General features: G+C 55.9%; 16 protein-coding genes. 4 read left to right on the plus strand and 12 right to left on the minus strand.

Annotation, left to right across the window (positions count from 1 at the left end):
* Window positions 1-9 precede the first annotated feature (9 nt).
* The 5 genes from HF327_RS04885 to HF327_RS04905 all read right to left on the minus strand — a co-directional run bounded on the left by HF327_RS04885 (window position 10) and on the right by HF327_RS04905 (window position 4,022).
* Entirely contained in the window at window positions 10-1,425 is a 1,416-nt protein-coding gene (locus HF327_RS04885; RefSeq protein ID WP_169107169.1) for an APC family permease, read from the minus strand.
* 305 nt (window positions 1,426-1,730) lie between these two features.
* A complete protein-coding gene (locus HF327_RS04890; RefSeq protein ID WP_169107170.1) occupies window positions 1,731-2,225 on the minus strand; it encodes an EVE domain-containing protein in 495 nt (164 codons plus the stop codon).
* 34 nt (window positions 2,226-2,259) lie between these two features.
* The gene (locus HF327_RS04895) at window positions 2,260-2,868 is read right to left on the minus strand and encodes a hypothetical protein (protein ID WP_169107171.1); all 609 of its coding nucleotides are present in this window, start codon (window positions 2,866-2,868) and stop codon (window positions 2,260-2,262) included.
* Window positions 2,869-2,934: 66 nt separating this feature from the next.
* The gene (locus tag HF327_RS04900; protein WP_169107172.1) at window positions 2,935-3,186 is read right to left on the minus strand and encodes a GlsB/YeaQ/YmgE family stress response membrane protein; all 252 of its coding nucleotides are present in this window, start codon (window positions 3,184-3,186) and stop codon (window positions 2,935-2,937) included.
* Between the two features lie 209 nt (window positions 3,187-3,395).
* On the minus strand, window positions 3,396-4,022 hold the full coding sequence (locus HF327_RS04905; protein ID WP_169107173.1) for a C40 family peptidase: 627 nt from the start codon (window positions 4,020-4,022) through the stop codon (window positions 3,396-3,398).
* Between the two features lie 385 nt (window positions 4,023-4,407).
* On the opposite strand from HF327_RS04905, the gene HF327_RS04910 reads away from it, so the two are divergent.
* The 4 genes from HF327_RS04910 to HF327_RS04925 all read left to right on the plus strand — a co-directional run bounded on the left by HF327_RS04910 (window position 4,408) and on the right by HF327_RS04925 (window position 10,218).
* On the plus strand, window positions 4,408-5,010 hold the full coding sequence (locus tag HF327_RS04910; RefSeq protein ID WP_169107174.1) for an isochorismatase family protein: 603 nt from the start codon (window positions 4,408-4,410) through the stop codon (window positions 5,008-5,010).
* Window positions 5,011-5,389: 379 nt separating this feature from the next.
* Window positions 5,390-7,282, plus strand: coding sequence for a propionate--CoA ligase (locus HF327_RS04915; RefSeq protein ID WP_169107175.1), 1,893 nt, complete (start codon window positions 5,390-5,392; stop codon window positions 7,280-7,282).
* A 218-nt stretch (window positions 7,283-7,500) separates the two neighbouring features.
* Window positions 7,501-8,889, plus strand: a complete 1,389-nt coding sequence (locus tag HF327_RS04920; protein WP_169107176.1) for a phosphomannomutase/phosphoglucomutase — start codon at window positions 7,501-7,503, stop codon at window positions 8,887-8,889.
* Window positions 8,890-8,910: 21 nt separating this feature from the next.
* Window positions 8,911-10,218: a 3-deoxy-D-manno-octulosonic acid transferase gene (locus HF327_RS04925; RefSeq protein ID WP_169107177.1), complete on the plus strand. Its 1,308-nt coding sequence runs from the start codon at window positions 8,911-8,913 to the stop codon at window positions 10,216-10,218.
* Window positions 10,219-10,298: 80 nt separating this feature from the next.
* Here the strand turns inward: HF327_RS04925 and HF327_RS04930 are convergent, their stop codons facing one another.
* The 7 genes from HF327_RS04930 to HF327_RS04960 all read right to left on the minus strand — a co-directional run bounded on the left by HF327_RS04930 (window position 10,299) and on the right by HF327_RS04960 (window position 20,197).
* Window positions 10,299-11,753 carry a TolC family outer membrane protein gene (locus HF327_RS04930; RefSeq protein ID WP_169107178.1) on the minus strand — a complete coding sequence of 485 codons (1,455 nt, stop codon included), beginning with the start codon at window positions 11,751-11,753 and terminating at the stop codon, window positions 10,299-10,301.
* A gap of 86 nt (window positions 11,754-11,839) precedes the next feature.
* Window positions 11,840-12,187 carry a rhodanese-like domain-containing protein gene (locus HF327_RS04935; RefSeq protein ID WP_169107179.1) on the minus strand — a complete coding sequence of 116 codons (348 nt, stop codon included), beginning with the start codon at window positions 12,185-12,187 and terminating at the stop codon, window positions 11,840-11,842.
* 102 nt (window positions 12,188-12,289) lie between these two features.
* Window positions 12,290-13,000: a protein-L-isoaspartate O-methyltransferase family protein gene (locus HF327_RS04940; protein WP_169107180.1), complete on the minus strand. Its 711-nt coding sequence runs from the start codon at window positions 12,998-13,000 to the stop codon at window positions 12,290-12,292.
* Window positions 13,001-13,022: 22 nt separating this feature from the next.
* On the minus strand, window positions 13,023-16,277 hold the full coding sequence (locus tag HF327_RS04945) for an efflux RND transporter permease subunit (RefSeq protein WP_169107181.1): 3,255 nt from the start codon (window positions 16,275-16,277) through the stop codon (window positions 13,023-13,025).
* A complete protein-coding gene (locus HF327_RS04950; protein WP_169107182.1) occupies window positions 16,278-17,558 on the minus strand; it encodes an efflux RND transporter periplasmic adaptor subunit in 1,281 nt (426 codons plus the stop codon).
* Between the two features lie 580 nt (window positions 17,559-18,138).
* Window positions 18,139-19,743, minus strand: a complete 1,605-nt coding sequence (locus HF327_RS04955; RefSeq protein WP_169107183.1) for an RNA-binding protein — start codon at window positions 19,741-19,743, stop codon at window positions 18,139-18,141.
* A 13-nt stretch (window positions 19,744-19,756) separates the two neighbouring features.
* Window positions 19,757-20,197, minus strand: coding sequence for a plasmid mobilization protein (locus HF327_RS04960; RefSeq protein WP_169107184.1), 441 nt, complete (start codon window positions 20,195-20,197; stop codon window positions 19,757-19,759).
* Window positions 20,198-20,392: the final 195 nt, after the last annotated feature.

A 20,392-nucleotide genomic window follows, 5' to 3' on the forward strand; every position in this document is an offset into this window, starting at 1 on the left:
CTTGTCTGTTTACTCAATATCCTCGCGGTATTGCGGCGCAGCGCTGCGAAAGCCACCGGTGATGATGCCCAGATACAGCAGGCCAATGCTGCCCCAGATCAGGCCCGAGGTGAGTGAAGTCATCTCCACCTTGAGCCACATGGCACCCACGCTCATGAAGCCCAGCACCGGCGTGACAATGTAGCGCAGCACATCACCCACGGTGTGCCAGCGCTGCTGGCGCCAGACATATTCGGCCAGTACCGACAGGTTCACAAAGCTGAAGGCCGTGAGCGCGCCAAAGCTGATGAGCGCCACCACGTATTCCAGATTCAGAAAGCCGGCCGTCAGCGCCACCGCACCGACCAGCACAATGTTGTAGGAAGGCGTGAAGGACTTGGGGCTGATGTGGCCGAAAAAACGCTTGTGAATCACGCCATCACGCCCCATCACATACATCAGGCGGGAAACACCAGCGTGCGCTGCAATGCCCGAAGCCATGACGGTGATGATGGCAAAGGCCAATACCACCGACTTGAACAGCGCACCGCCCACCAGAAAGAGGATTTCAGGTTGGGTCTCATCCACGGCTTCAAAGTACTGCTTGGGGTCGCCCGGAAAGTACAGCTGCAGAAAGTAGGTGGCGGCAATAAAGATCAGGCCCGAGATCAGCGCCGTCAGAAAAATCGCCTTGGGCAGCGTATTTTCGGTGTCGCGCGTTTCCTCGGCCAGCGAGCTCAGCGAGTCAAACCCGGTGAAGGAAAAGCACAGAATTGTTGCCCCGGTAATCAGCGCGCCAACCTCGGCCTGGGCTGACCAGAACGGCGACAGATTCCACAAGCGGTTGCCGCCATGCTCGGCAATCGCGCCCAGTGCGTTATGGCCGGCATGCAGATCGCGCCAGACCATGAAGGTGAAGATGGCGATGATGAGCAACTGAAAGAAGACGATCAGCCCGTTGAAATGGGCCACAAAGCGAATCCCACGCAGGTTGACCAGCACCATCACGGCGGTGAGGCCGACAATCCAGAACCAGTGGTTGACCTCGGGGAAGATGGCCGTCAGGTAGATCTTGGCCAGCAGGATATTGACCATGGGCGAGAGCAGATAGTCCAGCAGCGACGACCAGCCCACCATGAAGCCCACATTGGGGTGAATGGCCTTTTGCGCATAGGTATAGGCCGAGCCCGAGGAGGGGTAGCGCCGGATCATGTGTCCGTAGCTCAGCGAGGTGAGCAGCACCGCCAGCAGGGCGACAAAGTAAGAGGCGGGTACATGCTGCAGCGAATCGCGCGAGACCATGCCGAAGGTGTCCAGCAGCGTCATGGGCTGGATATAGGCCAGGCCGATGATGACCACATGCCAGAGCAGCAGGGTCTTTTGCAGACGGGGATGGGATGAGGCCGGGGCCGAAGTTCGGGGCGCTGACGGCGGGCGATCAGTCAAGGCAGTCTTCCTTCTCAAGAACAAGAGTGCCGGGCTGTTTCCACCCCGGCCTGCGCATGAGCGCTGCACCAGGGCGGCGATCACATTGTTGTCTATGGTTTGGCGCACCCCGAAGTGGGGCGCCGTTCTTGGCTTTCGCGCCGAGCCAGACTCTGCGAGTACCGAGCGCGCGAAAAACGCGACATTATCGGCCTTTGAATTGCAGGATGTGAATATGCAGTGAAATCGCCTTCAAGTTAAGGCGAAATAAGCGCTATCTGCTATGAATTAAAGAGCTTGAATGGAGTCCGGCAAGCTGCTATGGGTCAGCGCCCCTCAAGCAGGCCGAGAATGCACTGCCATTCTGCTTCGCTCACGGGTGTGATGGAGAGGCGGTTGCCTTTTTGCAGCACGCGCATCTCGGCCAGTTCAGGATGCTCGCGCAGCTCGGCAATCAACAAAGGACGGGTTTTGCGCAGGGCTTGCACATCCAGCATCAGCCAGCGCGGCTTGTCTCGCGGGGACTTGGGGTCGTAATACGGGTCGGCGGGGTCAAACTGCGAGGGATCCACGCGCAGATTTCCCGCAATACGGGCGATGCCATAGATGCCGGGCTCGGCGCAGCTCGAGTGCCAGTACAGAACGCCATCGCCCACCTGCATATCGTCGCGCATGAAGTTGCGGGCCTGATAGTTGCGCACGCCATTCCAGGCAATGGTCTGCGCGGGCGCAGCCAGAGCGTGATCAATCGAGTATTCGTCAGGCTCGTTTTTCATGAGCCAGTAACGCGGGCTGCGAGGGGGGGAGCTGCTGTCGTTCATGGAGATATTGTCGGGTAAAGACAGCAGAAGACTCTCAATCCCGGGACTGGCGTTGCCAGGGGCCTCTGTCATTTTGCTGCCAGCTGCGAACCAGATCACTATTGCGTTGCAGCAGGTTTTTGGTGTCCAGCCAGCGTTCGGGTATATCCAGCTCAGCCTGCTCCACCACGCGAATGCAGTCCTGAATATGCCGCTCGCCCAGATAGCGCAGCGTGGCATAGCCAATGGAGGCTGCAGCGAGCTGGCCCACCAGCGGTACATATTTGGCGGCTTGCTTGGTGCTCAGTCTCAGGCCAATGACCTTGGTCAGGCGCAGCACCATGTCGCGGGTAATGAACTTGCCGATCAAAACGGAGCCAACCATGGCAATCGCTTTTTGCACCTGCTCGCGCTTGCCGGGGGTGAGCTGGTCCAGTTGTTCAGGGGTCAGGCCAAACTCTGCATTGATGCGCGGGTAAAGGCGCGAGAGCAAAGCTGCATCGGTCGCCCAGTCCAGCCCGGGCACAGGCAGGCTGCTGGCCGCAGCGCTGATGAGCGCGCGTTTTCTCAGCAGTTTGCGTGCACGGTCTGCGGCCAGTGCGACATCCTTGCGTGCGGTTCTCGTTGCAGACAGATTTCTGAAGCTTGGATCTTTTTTCCACATAATCGATAAAGAGATGATGGAAATGAAAAAAGGGGCTTGTCAGCCCCCTTGGATTTTTCAACGTGATTATTGGGCCTTGCTGCGCACCATGCCATAAATAAACAAAAGAATCACTGCGCCAATGACCGAGGCAATCCAGCCAGCGGCTTCGCCCGCCTTGTACCAGCCCATGGCGGATCCCAGATAAGTGGCCACAAATGAGCCCACGATACCCAGCAAAATGGTCATGATCCAGCCCATGCTGTCATTGCCGGGCTTGATGGCCCGGGCGATCAGACCCACGATAAGACCTACGATGATGGTGCCGATAATCTCCATGCTGGATTCCTTTGGATTATTTCAATAAGAAATCACTCTACGCGGTTGCGCACAGCGATCTTGTCGGATCACATTGAATGTCTACGCGGGATTGATTCTTTCACAAATTTTTGGTGCAAGGCCTGCGCGCACAAGATGCGTTACAAAGTAAAAACGCCTGCAGGAGCAGGCGTTTTGTGTAGAGAGCGCTGAAAAACAGAGCTAATCAATCAGGGCTGAATGGGCGACATGGCGCTGTATGCCGCAGCCGTGGTGGCCGATGCGTCGGCACCTTCAACCCGACGGGCACCATCAAAGCGGCGTGCCCAGTAAGAGGTCTGCATGCTTTCCACACGTACGCTGGCACCGGTACGCGGAGCGTGGATGAATTTGCCATCACCCACATAAATGCCGACATGGCTGAACGTGCGGCGCATGGTGTTGAAGAACACCAAGTCACCGGGCTTGAGGTCGCTGCGGTCAATTTGCTGTGTGGCGTGGGCTTGTTCAGCCGAGACGCGTGGCAGCATCTTGCCCATGGTCTGGGAGTAGATTGCGCGAACAAAGCCGCTGCAATCGAAGCCGGTTTCAGCGCTGGTGCCGCCAAGGCGATAGGGCACGCCAAGGAAGCCCATGGCCGTCACCACCAAATCGGAGGTTTTTTCGGCCACGTTCTGGCGTGCTTCACGCACGAAGTCAGTCGTCTTCTCGGCCACGGTGTGGCGAGCTTCACGTAACTGGGTGATGAGACCGCGGTTGACTAGCAACTGGGTCATGTCGTCGTCACGCTGTTCACTGGGCGCAGCATGCGCGGAGGTAACGCCGACAAAAAGAAGTGCAATAAGCCATCTGGACATGGGGGCTGAGAGTAACACGTTCATTTACAGGATAGGCACTTTAATTCCAAGTTTTTGATCTGGTTTTTGATATCCCTCAGCAAATGAACTTTACGCATAAGCTTATTGCGTAGTTTGCTCTTAAATTTATAGCGAAATAGGCTTGGTATTTTCCCTGTTCTGGTCAGTGCGGAGTAGGCGTTGATGGTTTCGTGATGCGCCTTGAAATCTTCACTGTAATGCCTGTTTCAGCGCCTTGGCGGCGGCTTGCGGCGACAATAGCGGCATTCATTGCTGGCAGGTGGCGGGTGTGCTGAAAGTGCCTGCTCTCTGCTCCACGCTACCGCAGCCTGTGTCCAGGCGCATTGCCGTGCGGCAGCCATATTATTTTTGAGAAAGATTTGCCATGTTGTTAGAAGCTTCCGAGTCGCAACTGGTTCTGGTGGACTACCAGGACAAGCTCATGCCCGTCATTCATGAAGGTCAGCAAGTGCTGTCCAATGCCGTCAAGCTGGCCAAGATGGCCCAGTTGCTGGATGTGCCTGTCTGGGGCACAGAGCAAAACCCTTCGCGTCTGGGCGCCAATGATGCGGAACTCAAGTCGTTGTGCAAGAAGACCCTTGAGAAGATGTATTTCAGCGCGGTGGCTGAAGGTCTGGGTGAATGGCTTCGTCCCCCTGCAAAGCCACAGGGCGGCAATGCGCGCAGCTTGCCCAAGCATCTGCAAAAGCCCCAGGAGCAAGCGCCTGAGCGCAATATGGTGGTGATTGCCGGCTGTGAAACCCATGTCTGCCTGCTGCAGACGGCACTAGAGCTGCTGGAAGAAGAGTTCGACGTCTGGGTGGTGACCGATGCCAGCAGCTCGCGCACCGAGCGCAACCGCGATGCCGCGTTTGACCGCCTGGCCGGTGCCGGTGCGGAGCTGGTGACGACTGAGATGGTGCTGTTTGAGTGGTTGCGTACCTGTGAAGATCCAGCCTTCAAGGATATGCTGGCCCTTGTCAAATAAGCGGCTCTAGCTATCAAAATAAAAAAGCGCCTTCAGGGCGCTTTGTCGTTTCTGGGCGGATTACGCCAAGAGGCGTTAACACCACCCAGCCAATCGCAGACTTGCGACTGATGCGAGGCACTAAGCATAGGCAGTCCAAGCGAAGCCAGCGTCAAGCTGAAACAATGACGACTCAAGGGCGGTGCTGATGTCACCAAGAGTTGCCAGACTGGATGAGACAGGAATAAAGGAAATACCGGCTGGCGGTTTTGAGGCGATAGACGTTCAATGGAGATGGGTGGCGCTTGTGATGGGTTGTCAGTCTTAGGCAAGCGCGTTATGAATAATTATGAATTCAGAAGGCTTTCTGCAATGGATGGAAAGCCAAGGAGACCTATCCATGAGTACCCGTTTCGAAGATTTCTATCGTCGCTCCATTGAGAACAGAGACCTATTCTGGGCCGAGCAGGCAGAGCTGATCGACTGGCAGCAAAAGCCGCAGCAGATCTGCGACTACAGCAATCCGCCGTTTGCCAAATGGTTTGTGGGTGGCACGACAAACCTTTGCCACAACGCCATCGACCGCCATCTGGCCGCACGTGCCGATCAGAACGCGCTGATTGCGATTTCTACCGAGACAAATACCGAAAAGGTTTACAGCTACGGCGAATTGCATGCCGAGGTCAACCACATGGCCGCAGTGCTGCAGGCGCTGGGCGTGCAAAAGGGCGACCGTGTGCAGATTTACATGCCCATGATTGCCGAGGCCTGCTTTGCCATGCTGGCCTGCGTACGCCTGGGGGCTATTCATTCCGTGGTGTTTGGCGGCTTTGCCTCGGGTGCGCTGGCTTCGCGCATTGATGATGCAGAGCCTAAGGTCATCATCAGTGCCGATGCCGGCTCGCGTGGCGGTCGAGTGGTGGCTTACAAGCCGCTGCTGGACGAGGCCCTCAAGCAATCCACGCACCAGCCCGCGGGTGTGCTGATGGTTAATAGGGGTCTGGCCGATATGCCCATGCAGGCCGGGCGCGACCATGACTGGACCACCTTGCGTGCGCAGCACCTGAATGCCAAGGTCGATTGCATCTGGGTCGAATCGACTCACCCCAGCTACACGCTCTACACCAGCGGCACCACCGGCAAACCCAAAGGCGTGCAGCGCGATACGGGCGGCTACACCGTGGCGCTGGCGTCCAGCATGCCCAGTATTTTTGATGGTCAAGCGGGTCAGACCTTTTTCTGCACCAGCGATATTGGTTGGGTGGTAGGACACAGCTACATCATTTATGCGCCGCTGATTGCGGGCATGGCGACGGTTCTATATGAGGGCCTGCCGATTCGTCCGGACGCAGGCATCTGGTGGAGCATTGTCGAGAAGTACAAAGTCACCCACATGTTCTCGGCACCCACGGCAATCCGGGTGCTGAAAAAGCATGACGCTGAATATCTGACGCGCTATGACATCTCTAGCTTGAAAGCCTTGTGGCTGGCGGGCGAGCCGCTGGATGAACCCACGGCCACATGGATCAGCGAGGCCATCAAAAAACCCATCATCGACAACTATTGGCAGACCGAAACTGGCTGGCCCATCATGACGCTGTGCAATGGCGTGGAAAAGCAAGCTACGCGCTTTGGCAGCCCCGGCAAGGCCGTCTATGGCTATAACGTCAAGCTGATTGACGACGCAACGGGTGAGGAGTTGACAGACGCGAACCAGAAAGGCGTGTTGGCCATTGAAGGCCCGCTGCCGCCCGGCTGCATGCAAACCGTCTGGCGCGATGACAAACGTTTTGTCAGTACCTACTGGAGCAGCATTCCGGGCCGGCAGATCTACAACACCTTTGACTGGGGCATTCGCGATGAAGAGGGTTACTACTTCATCCTGGGGCGAACCGACGATGTGATCAACGTGGCCGGCCACAGACTGGGAACGCGTGAAATTGAGGAAAGCATTTCTGCCCACGCCCAGGTTGCAGAAGTGGCTGTGGTGGGCGTGGCCGATACCCTCAAGGGGCAGGCTGCTCTGGCCTTTTGTGTAGTGCGGGATGCCAGCGTGGTGGCTGATGAAGCAAGCAGCAAGGCGATGGAAGCCGATGTGATGAAGCTGGTCGACTCACGATTGGGTGCCGTGGCCCGCCCATCACGCGTGATTTTTGTGACGGCACTACCCAAGACCCGCAGCGGCAAACTGCTGCGCCGCGCTCTTCAGGCCGTGGCGGAAGGGCGCGATCCTGGCGATCTGAGCACCATGGAAGACCCGGCAGTTCTGTCGCAGGTGCAACAACGCCTGTAACTTCTGCGCTCCTCTGAAGCCCCAAAGAAAGGGTCGGCCAACAAAGGCCACGCTCCCTTTCCAGGGGAAGGCGCGAAGCGACTCGGAAGAGACCTTTAGCAACAGGCCCGATGCCATCACGCTCGGGCCTTGTTGTTTGCGGCCTAAAATCGACGGGTTACGCCGTACAGACTTGTGCTGGGCGCTATGGAATTAGAAAACTTCAAGAAAGTCCTATCGTGCAAGTTGCATCTTCCATCTTCAAGGCTTATGACATTCGCGGCATCGTGCCGTCCACGCTGACTGAAGAAGTCGCGCGCGGCATTGGCCGTGCGTTCGGTATGGCTGCGCTGGTCGCAGGTGAAAAAACGGTGGCCGTGGGCCGCGACGGTCGTTTGTCTGGCCCATCGCTGTCGGCGGCCCTGATGCAAGGCCTGACCGATGTGGGCGTGAACGTGATCAATATTGGTCTGGCCACCACCCCCATGCTGTACTACGCAGCCGCGACCTTGTGCACCAGCGGCATTCAGGTGACAGGTAGCCACAACCCCAAGGATTACAACGGCTTCAAGATGGTTCTGGGCGGCCGTGCCATCTATGGCGACGAAATTCAGGCGCTGCGCGTGCGCATGGAAGCTGAAGACTGGACGATTACTGGTGCAGGCCAGATCACTCAGGCCAATGTGCTGGCTGACTACACGGCGCGTATCGTGGGCGACGTGAAGCTGGCCCGCCCCATGAAGATCGTGGTGGACTGCGGCAACGGCGTGGCTGGTGCTTCGGCTCCCGAAATCTTCCGCCAACTGGGCTGCGAGGTCGTCGAGCTGTTCTCTGAGGTGGATGGCAACTTCCCCAACCACCACCCCGACCCCAGCAAGCCCGAGAACCTGCGCGATGTGATCAATGCCTTGCAGACCACCGATGCTGAGCTGGGTCTGGCCTTTGATGGCGACGGTGACCGTCTGGGCATTGTGACCAAGGATGGCCAGAACATTTACCCTGACCGCCAGATGATGCTGTTCGCCAAAGACGTGCTCTCGCGCGTGCCCGGCGGCTCCATCGTCTTTGACGTCAAGTGCACCCAGCGTCTGGCCCCTGAAATTGAAGCCGCTGGCGGCAAACCCGTGATGTTCAAGACCGGTCACTCGCTGGTCAAGGCGCGCATGAAGGAGCTGGGCGCGCCACTGGGTGGAGAGATGAGTGGCCATATCTTCTTCAAGGAGCGTTGGTTCGGTTTTGACGACGGCACCTACGCAGGTGCTCGTTTGCTGGAAATTGTCAGCCGCGAAACCGACCCCAGCGCCTTGCTGAACGCTTTGCCCACCAGCTTCTCCACACCCGAGCTGAACGTCGCCTGCGCCGAAGGCGAACCCCACCGTCTGGCAGCAGAGTTGCAGGCATTGGCGGCGACGGAATTTGAAGCCCCCGCACAGGTCAGCACCATTGATGGCCTGCGCGTGGATTGGGCAGACGGCTTTGGCCTGATTCGTGCGAGCAACACTACGCCCGTGCTGGTGTTGCGCTTTGAAGGCCAGACGCAAGAAGCGTTGCACCGCATCGAAGCGAAGATGCTGGCCCTGCTCAAGCGTGTCAAGCCAGACGCTGAAGTGGGTAGCGCGGCTCACTGATTGAGCCTGCTGTCCCCAAACATGGCCAAACCGGCTCCGATGACGCTTGCCCGTGCGCTGTTCAGCGCACTGGCCTGGGCCGCCCAGCCTTTGCTGCGGCGCAAGCTGCGCCGCCGTGCGGTGGTTGAACCGGGTTATGCCGAAGCCATGCCTGAGCGCTTTGGCCACTATCAGCCTCCGACGCTGGGGCAAGATGGGCGCGGTCAGTGGGTGTGGATTCATGCGGTTTCTCTGGGGGAAGCGCGGGCTGCCGGGATTCTGGTCAACGCCTTGCGTGAGCAGCTGCCGGAGATGCGTCTGCTGCTGACCCAGAGCACGGCCACAGGTCGTGCCGAAGGCCAAAAGCTGCTGCGTGTAGGCGATGTACAGGTGTGGCTGCCTTGGGATACCCTGAGCGCTACGAGCCGTTTTATCGAGCAGTTCAGGCCTGCTGTCGGCGTGCTGATGGAAACTGAAATCTGGCCCAACCTCATTGCAGCTTGCGCCAATGCAGGTATTCCCCTGGCACTGGCCAATGCGCGGCTCAATGCAAAGTCTGAGGCCGGGGCTTTGAAGATGAAGCCCATCTCGCGCCCCACCTACGGCGCGCTGGCCGCAGTCTGGGCGCAAACCGAAGATGATGCACGGCGTCTGCGCAATGTGGGGGCGCAGGTGAACGCGGTACTGGGTAATCTCAAATTTGATGTGCAACCCGATGCCGTGCAAATGGCCCGCGCCGCGCAATGGCGTGCGGCATTGCCAAAGCCCGTGCTGCTGTTCGCCAGCAGCCGAGAGGGTGAAGAAGTCCTGTTCATAGATGCGCTTAAGGCGCTGGGGGATAAGGCGGAGGCCGTGCAGTGGCTGATCGTGCCGCGCCATCCGCAGCGCTTTGATGAGGTCGCGCAGTTGCTGAGCGAAAAAGGCTTTGCCGTGTCACGTCGCAGTCAGTGGCAAGAATTGCCGCCTGTGTCTGATGGCGCTATCTGGCTGGGCGATTCGCTGGGCGAGATGACGCTGTATTACGGCCTGTCATCGGCCGCGCTCATGGGCGGCAGCTTTGCGCCGCTGGGTGGGCAAAATCTGATTGAGGCCCTTGCCTGTGGTTGCCCGGTGCTTGTGGGGCCGCATACCTTCAACTTCAGCCAGGCCTCTGAAGAAGCAGTTCAAGCAGGCGCTGCATTGCGTGTGGCCAATATGAGCAGCGCTTTGAGTGAGGCGCTGGCCTTGGTGGCTGATCCTGAGCATCTGACTGCCGCCAGACAAAACGGCAAGCAGATGATGCAACGCAATCGCGGAGCAGCTGCGGCCACGGCACGGGCGGTTATCGATCTGATGAATGCTCCTAAATAAGGAGCCTCTAGCGCATATGTATAAAGGGCTTGATGTCAATATGACTTCAAGCCCCTGTTTGTATGGAGTGCTGAATCGATTTAGCGCTTGGCCGTTTTTGCGATGCTTTTCGCTTGAGTCTTAGGCGCTGCAGCAGCCACAGGCTTGGCGGCAGTGGGCGCAATGTCAGGCACTCGCGTCAGCGCATCAATCATGCGCAGGTCATCGTCCGTCAGCACGCCTGCAGCCTGCCGCAGCTTCAACTGACCCAGCAGCACCTGATAGCGGGCCGTGGCCAGATCGCGCTCGGTCTGATAGACCTGACTCTGGGCGTTGAGTACGTCGATATTGATGCGCACGCCGACGTCATAGCCCATGCGGTTGGCTTCGAGTGCGCTCTGGCTAGAGGCCAGAGCTGCTTCCAGCGCCTTGACCTGTGCCTGACCCGATTGCACGCCAAGGAATGCCGTGCGTGTGCCTTGCTCCACATTGCGGCGCGCATCATCCAGCTGGGCGCGGGCCTTGTCTTCCAGCGCCAGGGTTTCCTTGATGCGGTTTTGTACGGCAAAGCCTGCAAACAGCGGCATGTTCATCACCACGCCGATCTGGGCGGCGTTGGTGCGTGTGCCTGCGGGTAGGCTGGGGGTCATAAAGCCATTGGGGTAGCGATTGACGGCATAGCCGGCCTGCAGGTCTACGGTTGGCTTGTGGCCGGTTTCGGCTTTTTTCGTATCGAGCTGGGCAATGTCCAGAGCCAGCTGGGCCTGGCGCAGCTGGGGTTGGCTGGCCAAGGCGGTATCGACCCAGCTTTGCATATTGTCGGGTGTTACCTTTGGCAGCGTCAGTGGCGCGGCAAGGCGGGTGGGGCTGGTGCCAATGCGGCCTATCAACTGGTCCAGCACCACGCGCTTGACCTGCAGGTCATTCTGCGCGGCGATCTCCTGCGCCGTGACCAGATCAAAGCGTGCCTGTGCTTCGCGCGAATCGGTGATGGTGGCGGTACCGACCTCGAAATTGCGCTGGGCCATTTCCAGCTGGGTGTTGATGGCCTGCTTTTGGGACTGGGCCACCTGTACGTTGTCCTGCGCAGCCAGTACGTCGAAGTAGGCCTGCGCCACGCGCACGATCAGGTTTTGCGAAGCGCTGTCGATCTGGGCCTGAGCCACATCCATACCGCGCTGGCCTTGCTCGTAGGCGATCTTGTTGGCCGGGCGGTAAAGCGGCTGCTGAGCGCTGAGCTGCAGGTTCTGCACCGAGTTGTTGACGCTGGTGCTGACCTGCGGCAGGTTGATCTCGGTATGCGTGCGGTTCACGCCAGCAGAAAGTCCCACGCTGGGCAAGAGGCCAGACAAGGCCTGGTCGGCACGGCTAGCGGCTGCGCGTGCATCAGCTTGCTGAGCTTGCCATGATGCGTCATAGCCCCGGGCTTGCATCACCAGCTCTGACAGAGTCTGCGCCTGAGCCTGTGCGCCGATCCATCCCAGCAAAACTCCCAAAGAAATAGCACGCAGTGCGTGGGCGGAGGGGGCTTGCAGGGGCCGGAGCAGCTTGGTCATAGATGTCAGGGTTGGGACGGTCTCTATCAAAAAACGGAACTCACCAGGGCTGGAGCTGAGGGCCGGTGCGGCTTCAGCTCACGGCATCAATAGCGGGGAACGCTGGGGTCGGCGTTGAGCGACCAGGCATCAATGCCGCCGGTGATGTTGTAGACATCATCGAAGCCGTTGTTGACCAGAAAAGCAGCCACGCTCATGCTGCGGGCACCGTGGTGGCACAGGCAGGCGATGGGGTGGTCGGGGTTCAGCTCCTGCAGTCGGCCGGGAATTTCGTGCATGGGAATGCACACCAGCTCAAAGCCCGTGCCGGGCTGGATGCTGGACAGAGAAATTTCCCAGGGCTCGCGAACATCCAGCACCACGGGCTTGACGCCGTTTTCGGCATGAGTCGCCAGCCATTGCTGAAACTGTGCGGGCAAAACCTGAGTCAACATACAAAAACTCCTGCTGGCTGAGCGCTTTCTGTGATGCTCAGCCTTGATCTGAATACAGGCCCTGCCCGAAAGAGATCGGGAAGGGCGTACGCCATGAGCGTTTTAGAACGAAAAGCGCGAAGGCTCTTCAAAGCTCACCAGGCGCGATGCAGCGGTATCCCAGGGCTGTTTGACTTCGTAGTTGTCACCGTTCTTGGTCACCAGCGTGAAGCGCATCACGGGCATGTGGCCGACGATGGCGGCAATTCGGCCACCTGCGTTGAGCTGGGCGAAGAGGGCTTCTGGCACCTGCGCGACCGAGCCGCTGAGCATGATGACGTCAAACATGCCTTGGGCCAGAGAGTTGGTTGCACCGTCAGCCAGCTTGACTTCCACGTTCTTGACGCCAGCGCTCAGCAGGTTTTCGCGGGCCATTTCAGCCAGCTCGGGGTCGATTTCCAGCGTCACGACTTCCTGGGCCTGGGCGGCCAGCAGGGCCGCCATGTAGCCAGAGCCGGTGCCGATTTCAAGCACGCGATCCGTTGGCTGGATCTTGACGTCCTGCAGCATGCGGGCCTCGATTTTGGGGGCCAGCATGTGCCAGCCCTTGGCAGCGCATTCTTCAGCGTTGCTCTTGAGAGGCACTTCAATGTCCATATAGGCCAGATTGGCGTACTCGGGCGGAACAAAGTCTTCGCGGTGGATCTTGCCCATCAACTCCAGCACAGCCTCGTCCAGCACGTTCCAGGGGCGTACTTGCTGTTCGATCATGTTGAAACGAGCCTGCGCGTGCACGTCGCTCGGGTTCACTTGGGCATTCATTGGCAGGGCCATGGTATCTCCGGGGAAAGACTTATCAAGACAAACCATCGATTCTACGAGCCTCAGAGGCTTCGTGCGACGGCTCATCGGTTTTTGAGGGGGTGCCAGACCATTTACGGCGCAGCCACTGCGAAAAATCGTCCAGATAGCAGTACACAACCGGCACCACCACCAGCGTCAGCAGCGATGAGGTAATGACCCCGCCAATCACGGCCTGCCCCATGGGCGCGCGCTGCTCGGAGCCTTCGGTCACGGCAAAGGCCAGCGGCACCATGCCAAAGATCATGGCCAGCGTGGTCATCAGAATAGGGCGCAGGCGTACTTGCGCAGCCAGCAGCAGGGCTTCGCTGCGAGGCAGACCGGGCGTGCGCTGGCCTGTGGCCTGGTCGATGTGTGGCTCGCGGGCGCGAATGGCAAAGTCCACCAGCAAAATGGCGTTTTTGGTGACCAGGCCCATCAGCATCACAACGCCAATGATGGAGAACATGGACAAGGCCGAGCCAAACATCATCAAAGCCAGCACCACGCCAATCAGCGTCAGCGGCAGCGAGGTCATCAGCGCCAGAGGCTGGAGAAAGCTCTTGAACTGGCTGGCCAGAATCATGTAGATAAAGATGATGGCCAGCACCAGCGCCGAGATGGCGTAGCTGAAGGATTCCTCCATGTTCTTGGCCGCGCCGCTGAACTGGTAGCTATAGCCGGGCGGCATGGGGATGGTGGCCAGCACCTTTTTGATATCGCTGCTGACCTCGCCTGTGCTGCGCTGATAGACGTTGGCGTTGATGGCGACTTCGCGGTTCAGGTTGCGGCGGTTGATCTGGCTGGGGCCGGTGCTGCCCACCACGCTGGCGACCTGGTTCAGGCGGACGATGCGTGTGCTGCCATCGCTGGCGGACAGGGCAAAGGGCAGGCGCTCCAGATCTTGCGGCGTGGTGCGGGCCTCGGGCGTCAGCCGCACGTTGACGTCGTAGGTCTGGTCATCGCTGGCGCGCCAGTTGCCCACGGTCTGGCCTGCGACCCAGATTCGCAGGGCACCTGCCATGCTGCCGATCGACAGGCCCAGGTCTGCCGCCTGATCGCGGTGAACCTCGATGTTGACCATGGGCTTGTTGGGCTTGAGGCTGGAGTCCAGATCAACCAGACCCGGAATGCTCTGAATACGCTCTTGCACGATGCGGTTCAGGCGCGCCAGCTCATCCAGATCAGGCCCCATGAGCGAGAACTCCACCTGCTTTTGCCCACCCACGGATTCGCGCAGGCCCACATGGGTGACCTTGATGCCTGCAATCGCCTGCAACTGCGTGCGCAGCTGGGCCGAGAGTTCATCCACGCTGCGGTTGCGCTGATTGCGGTCCACCAAGCGCACATAAATGCTGGCGTAGTTCTTGCCATTGGCATTGCCGGTGTTGATGCTGGTCAGTGTGTAGCGCACCTCGGGCAGGGCGCGCAGCACGTCGTTGACCTGTTGGGCCTTGGCTTCCGTGGCTTCAATCGACGAGCCTTCGGGCGTGTTGAAACTGACCGAGGTTTCCGAGAAGTCAGCCTTGGGCACAAATTCGGTACCCAGCAACGGTACCAGCGCGATGCTTGCTATAAAAATGATGAGTGCCAGAAACAGCGTCAGCAGCTTGCGGTGCAACGCCCAGCGCAGGATGGATTGGTAAAAGTCCGAGAGTTTGTCGCTGCTGCGCTCCACCCATGCGGTTACCCGCCCCAGGGTTTTGTCGTACAGGCCTTTTTTGCCATGCTCACCATGGGCGTGTATGGCCGGATCATGCCAAACGCTGGAAAGCATGGGGTCCAGCGTGAAGCTCACAAACATGGAGATCAGCACGGCAGCCACGATGGTGATGCCGAACTCATGGAAAAACTGGCCGATGATGCCGCCCATGAAGCCGATGGGCAAGAACACGGCCACGATGGACAGGGTGGTTGCCAGCACGGCCAGGCCGATCTCCTGTGTGCCCTCCAGCGCGGCCTGATAGGCGCTTTTGCCCATTTGCACATGGCGCACGATGTTCTCTCGCACCACGATGGCATCGTCAATCAGCAGACCCACGCACAGCGACAGCGCCATCAGCGTGACCATGTTGATGGAGAAACCAAACCAGTACATGAACAAAAAAGTGCCGATCAGCGCAATCGGCAGCGTCAGCCCCGTAATCACGGTGGAGCGCCACGAATTCAGGAAGAGGAACACGATCAGCACCGTGAGCCCGGCGCCTTCGATCAGCGTCTGGCGCACGTTGTCCACCCCCACGCGTATGGCGCGTGAGTTATCGGCAATGGCCTGCAGACGCACGCCTGGCGGCAGCTCGGGGCCCATGGCCTTGATGGCGGCGTTCAGGCCGTCCACCACTTCAATGGTGTTTTCGTCCTGGGCTTTTTGCACAGACATCAGCAGGGTGCGGCTGCCGTTGTAAAGCGCCAGCGTCTGCAGCTCTTGCGCATCGTCTTGCACACGTGCCAGTTGCTCTACGCGAATCGGCGCGCCGTTACGCTGGGCGACGATGATGCGGGCAAAATCCTCAGGCCGCTGTATGCGGGCGTCGATCTGCACCACGCGCTCCTGCGTTTGAGAGCGGATGGCGCCCACGGGCAGGTCTTGATTTCCGGCCCTCACGGCCTGCGCGACCTGATCGGGCGTGATGGAGTAGGCCTCCAGCGCCTGGGGGTCCAGATAGATATTGATCTCGCGCTGGGTGGCACCCACCATGTTCACGGCACCCACGCCGCGCACGTTTTCAAGACGCTTTTTCAGCACCTGATCGGCCCAGCTGGTCAGGGCAATGGCATCGGGCGGTGTCACGCTCTGGCCGCCCGGCGCAGTTGCGCCATTCAGCGCATGGGGGTCTGGCAGCACGGCCAGTGACCATACGGCGGTGCTGGCCGGGTCAAAGCGAATGACGCGGGGCTCTTTCACCTCATCGCGTAGCGTGGGGCGCACGGCCGCCACCTTCTCGCGAACATCATCGGCCGCGCGGCGGCCGTCGATATGCAGCTGAAATTCGATGATGACGACACTGGTGCCCTCGTAACTGCGCGACGTGAGGGTGTTGATGCCGGCAACCGAGTTGACGCTTTCCTCAATTTTCTTGGTGACTTCGCTCTCCACAATCTCAGGCGAGGCACCGGGGTACGCCACCGTCACCACGACTACCGGAAACTCAATATTCGGGAACTGGTCAACCTTGAGCCGCTGGTAAGAGAACACGCCCAGCACCACAAAGGCCAGCATGAGCATGGTGGCCAGCACCGGGTTTTTGAGACTGATACGCGTGAACCACATTTACAGGCCCTCGGCTTTGGGGGCGGTGGCGTCGGTTGAGGGGGCTGCGTCGGACTTGGCCGACTGGACCTCTACCAGCGTGCCTTCGCGCAGTCCACCGGCTGTGCCAGCCAGAATCTGCTCGTCCGCATTCAAGCCCTTGAGCACCTGCACCCAGGTCGCTCCTTCAAAAGAAGTACGGCGGCCCAGTTCTACGGTTTTGTGAATCACACGCAGATCGGTGCGCCCCTCTTGTGATGCTGCTTGGTCTGGTGATACGGAGGCCACCGCAGGCTTGCTGCTTTGCAGCACCTGCACATAGGGCAGGGGTTTGTCGGTGCGCACAGCGTTCAAAGGCACGGCCAGCTGGCTGGCATTGCCGGTGATGATGTGGCCTTGCAAAAACAGGCCGGGGCGCAAATGTGGTGAACGCAAGTCGCTATCTTTTTTATTGTCAGCACCTAGCACCTTCAGGTACACCGCCACGGTGCGCGAGCCGGTCTGGGCACTGGGGCTGATGCGCGCAATCTGTGCACTGATGGGCGCCATGTCCTGAGCCGCGCCGGGCACTTGCAGTTCGGCGCTCTGGCCGACCTGCACCTGTATTGAATCTGCTGGGGCCAACTGGGTCACGATTTCCAGCTGCTCGGTATCTACAACCTCCACAATGCGGGCTTCAATGCCCACACGCTCGCCATTTTGCACAAAACGCTGGGCAATCTGGCCGTTTATGGGGCTGGTGATGACGGCATCAGTGACTGCCTTGCGGGCTGCATCGGCAGCGGCCTGGGCCGCAGCCAAGTTGGCGCGGGCCGAATCGAGATTGGCTTGAGACGTCACCAGCGCCGTGGTGGAAATAAAGCCTTTTTGCACCAGAGCTACATTGTTGTCATGGTTGCGCTGGGCAATGGACAGTTGCGCCCTGGAGGCATCAGCCTGCTGCTGCGCCTGGCGCAGGCGGGCCTCGGCCTCGGTGGCATCAATGCGGGCCAGTGGCTGGCCTTTCTTGACGGTATCACCCTCACGCACGGTCAAACCGCGCAGTTCGCCAGCCACATAAGCCTTCACCACCGCAGAATTCACGGCCTGCACCGCGCCGTTGATGGGCACGGTCAGTGCAAGCTGGCGGGGCTTTACCCTCAGCACTTCCTGAGCGGCGATCTGAATCGGCAGCTCCTGCGGAGTCGCGCTGGTCTGAAGCGCCTGTTTTTTGTGCTGTTGATTGACGGCAACGCGCCAGCCAGAGACGGCCAGCAGGCCAATAACGACCAGGCTCACGGCCCAGCGCCCTGAACGCTTCATGGTGTGCTTCCCTCAGAGGCAAAATTTTGTTGTGATTTGAGGTGGGGGAGAACTGTCAGTTGCATCCTATGATCGGGACGCAGCCCTTTTATTGCAGAGCAGCAAGCAGTGCAGTTGGCGCTATGAAGCATAACGGTGCTGCAATCGCTGTCATTGGTAAAAATGGGTAGTTGATTTGAGCTACGCTTGCCGGGTCTTAGCAAAAAGGAAAGTGTGATGGCTGCGGAAACCATTTACCTGGGCGGTGGCTGCTTCTGGTGCCTATAAACCTAGTTATGTAGTTTTATTGCAACAAAACAAAGATAAGTCATTGATCTATAAGGAGCCAATTTATTGGCTCTTTTTTATTGGTTGTTTAATTGGTGAATTTTTCACTATGCATGTCCCCGTGGCTGGTGCCGGTCCCCAAGGACCCCACGAGTTGGAAGGACCCAGACGAGCTGGTCCAGAACAACCAGATAGATCCCTCACCCTATCGGGAAAAACGGCTCTATGACCGTTTAAATCGCTTCTATGGGGTGGTTTTAAATGGGCCTGCTTTATTTCTGTGAATGATCCATTCATAGAAATGAAGTAGGAATCAAACTCTCAATTTCATAGAGCTATTGCTATTTTTAAACCTATTGGCATTTTGGTTTATAAGCTCTGCTTCAATTGCTTGCTCTTGTTTCGCTTTTAAAGTTTCGATCTGCTGTTCTAGTTCAGCAATTTTTTGTTTAAGTTCAAAAATTTTCTTAATATCGGATTCTTTGTAAATACTCAAACTGCCGATTTGTAATTCGAGACTTAATTTTGAAAATAAGACTTGATTGATCTGAACCGTCAACAATGAAGCATTTGAGTTTGTAGCTACTTGGCTAAAAGCAGATATTGAAGGTTTGGAACTTTCAGACTTGGATTCTTTGTTGTCGCTATTTTTAATTATTATAGGATCAGTAGGTTTGTTTTTAACCTGTTCTTTATTATCCTGTTTAACCTGAGCTTCATCATTTTTTAAGGAAACCTTTTCTTCTTTGATTCTTTTCTCTGTGTTAATTTTTACATAGTCAGGTTGTTCTTCTGCTGATTGTGGCTGTTTAGGTTGTTGCTTAACCTGACTATCATTAGAATTTTTATTCTTAATATTTTTTACAGTCTTGGACTGTTTACTCTTGGGTAAATATTTTCTACCAGTATTCTTCTTGATTTTTTTGACACCTGAACCTTTTAATTTTTCATTGAAACCCTTCTGAATTTCTTTGTGCTTGTTCAACTTCTCAATCTTTGAAGTTCTTTCCTCATTTGATAACTGCTTCAATGAATCATTTTTCTCCATTGCTACATTATTCTTGTGCTCTGTTCTTAATTCATTAAAATCTACATTTTTCTTAAACATAGGACCATCAAGGCGAATAGCTTTTTCTGATCCTTCTGGGATAAATGAAATATAGTTATATCTTGTTTTATCTTCTTCTTTGTCCAGAAATTTGACTTCACCATGTTGCTGTAAAATTTCAATTAATTCTTCTCTTGAATTGATTTTATTATCAAGAATTTGACTGGTTAGAAATTTTTGAATTTCATTCTTTTTGGGCTTAACAACCTCTTTAAATCTTTTGGCTGTTTCGCTTGGATTCTGTATGCCTTTCAATTCCATATCAGTATGAGAAATTGAAAATGGATTTCTAACTACTCTGTCAAAACCAAATTTGTCATTCAGTAGATCAACATAGCAATCTCTCATATCCTTGTTAAGCTCACCAGGTGGAAACGGATTAAATGCCTTACCTGTTGTTAATTCCATTTTTAAGAAGGCGCAATTTAATTCAATGTTTCCTTTGTCAGTGTGAATATTCCAGAAGTCGGAAAAATTTTCATCGTTCTTCATTCCAGGGAACCAAGTTTCACGAAAATCTTTAATAATTTCTTTCATTGCTGGGATCAATTTTTCTTGATCATAGGAACCGTCTGGATTCTTAAATTCAGAGAATTCATTATCACGAAAAGAAATTGTTAAAGAAGAATGGGTGTTCTCTATTCCTGATTCTTTGGCTAATTTTTCGAGTTTCTCAATGCGATCTCTATCCCCAAAGACTGGGATAGGTTTAAATTTTCTAATGGTGTTGGTGTGATCCTTATCAGATTCAAAATAATTTACAGCACTCATTATTGATTTAGATTTGTTGTTGAAACTCATTACAGCCATAAAAAACACCTTCTTATTTTTTATGACTTTCTGTTTGAGATTCAATTAAACCTTTAATCGCTTTCATGTCGCCAATAAATAGATCCAGTTGATTGGAGATAAAAACTTTGTCTTCTTTGGTGATAAATTTATTTGAATTTATTTTTTTGGCTAACTGGTTGGCATTGGTGCCGATTCTATTTAGCTCGGTCAAAAATGGTTGCTGTAAGATTTTGAAGTTAAATCGTTCACTCAAAAAATTATCAATTCTTTCTTCTGTCCCGTCAAAAATACAATGTCTGACATAAGAAGACATTGAATTGAAGCCAGCTTGACCATATTTATTTTCAATTAATTCCTTCTCGTATGGACTTAATTTAATATCTAAACTGTAAGTTCTTTTGTAAGTGTGATCGTCGTTAGTTCTACCTGACTTTATTTTTGGCTGAACCTTGTTCTTATTTTTAACTTCCATAATTTGCCTCCGATTTAATCTCTTCTTCTTTTATTAATTCCTTAAAAGGGGACTGGGGGAACCCCAGAAAAGTCTAACTGAAAGGGAAAAATAATTGAAAATTATTTTAGCCCGTATCAGCTAGTAGCCTTGCTTGAATTAAATTTTTATCCTTGGTTTAATCATAGGGTTTTATTTTTGATTGTAAATAGCCCT

The organism is Comamonas suwonensis, from assembly GCF_012844455.2.
Lineage (GTDB): Bacteria > Pseudomonadota > Gammaproteobacteria > Burkholderiales > Burkholderiaceae_C > Comamonas > Comamonas suwonensis.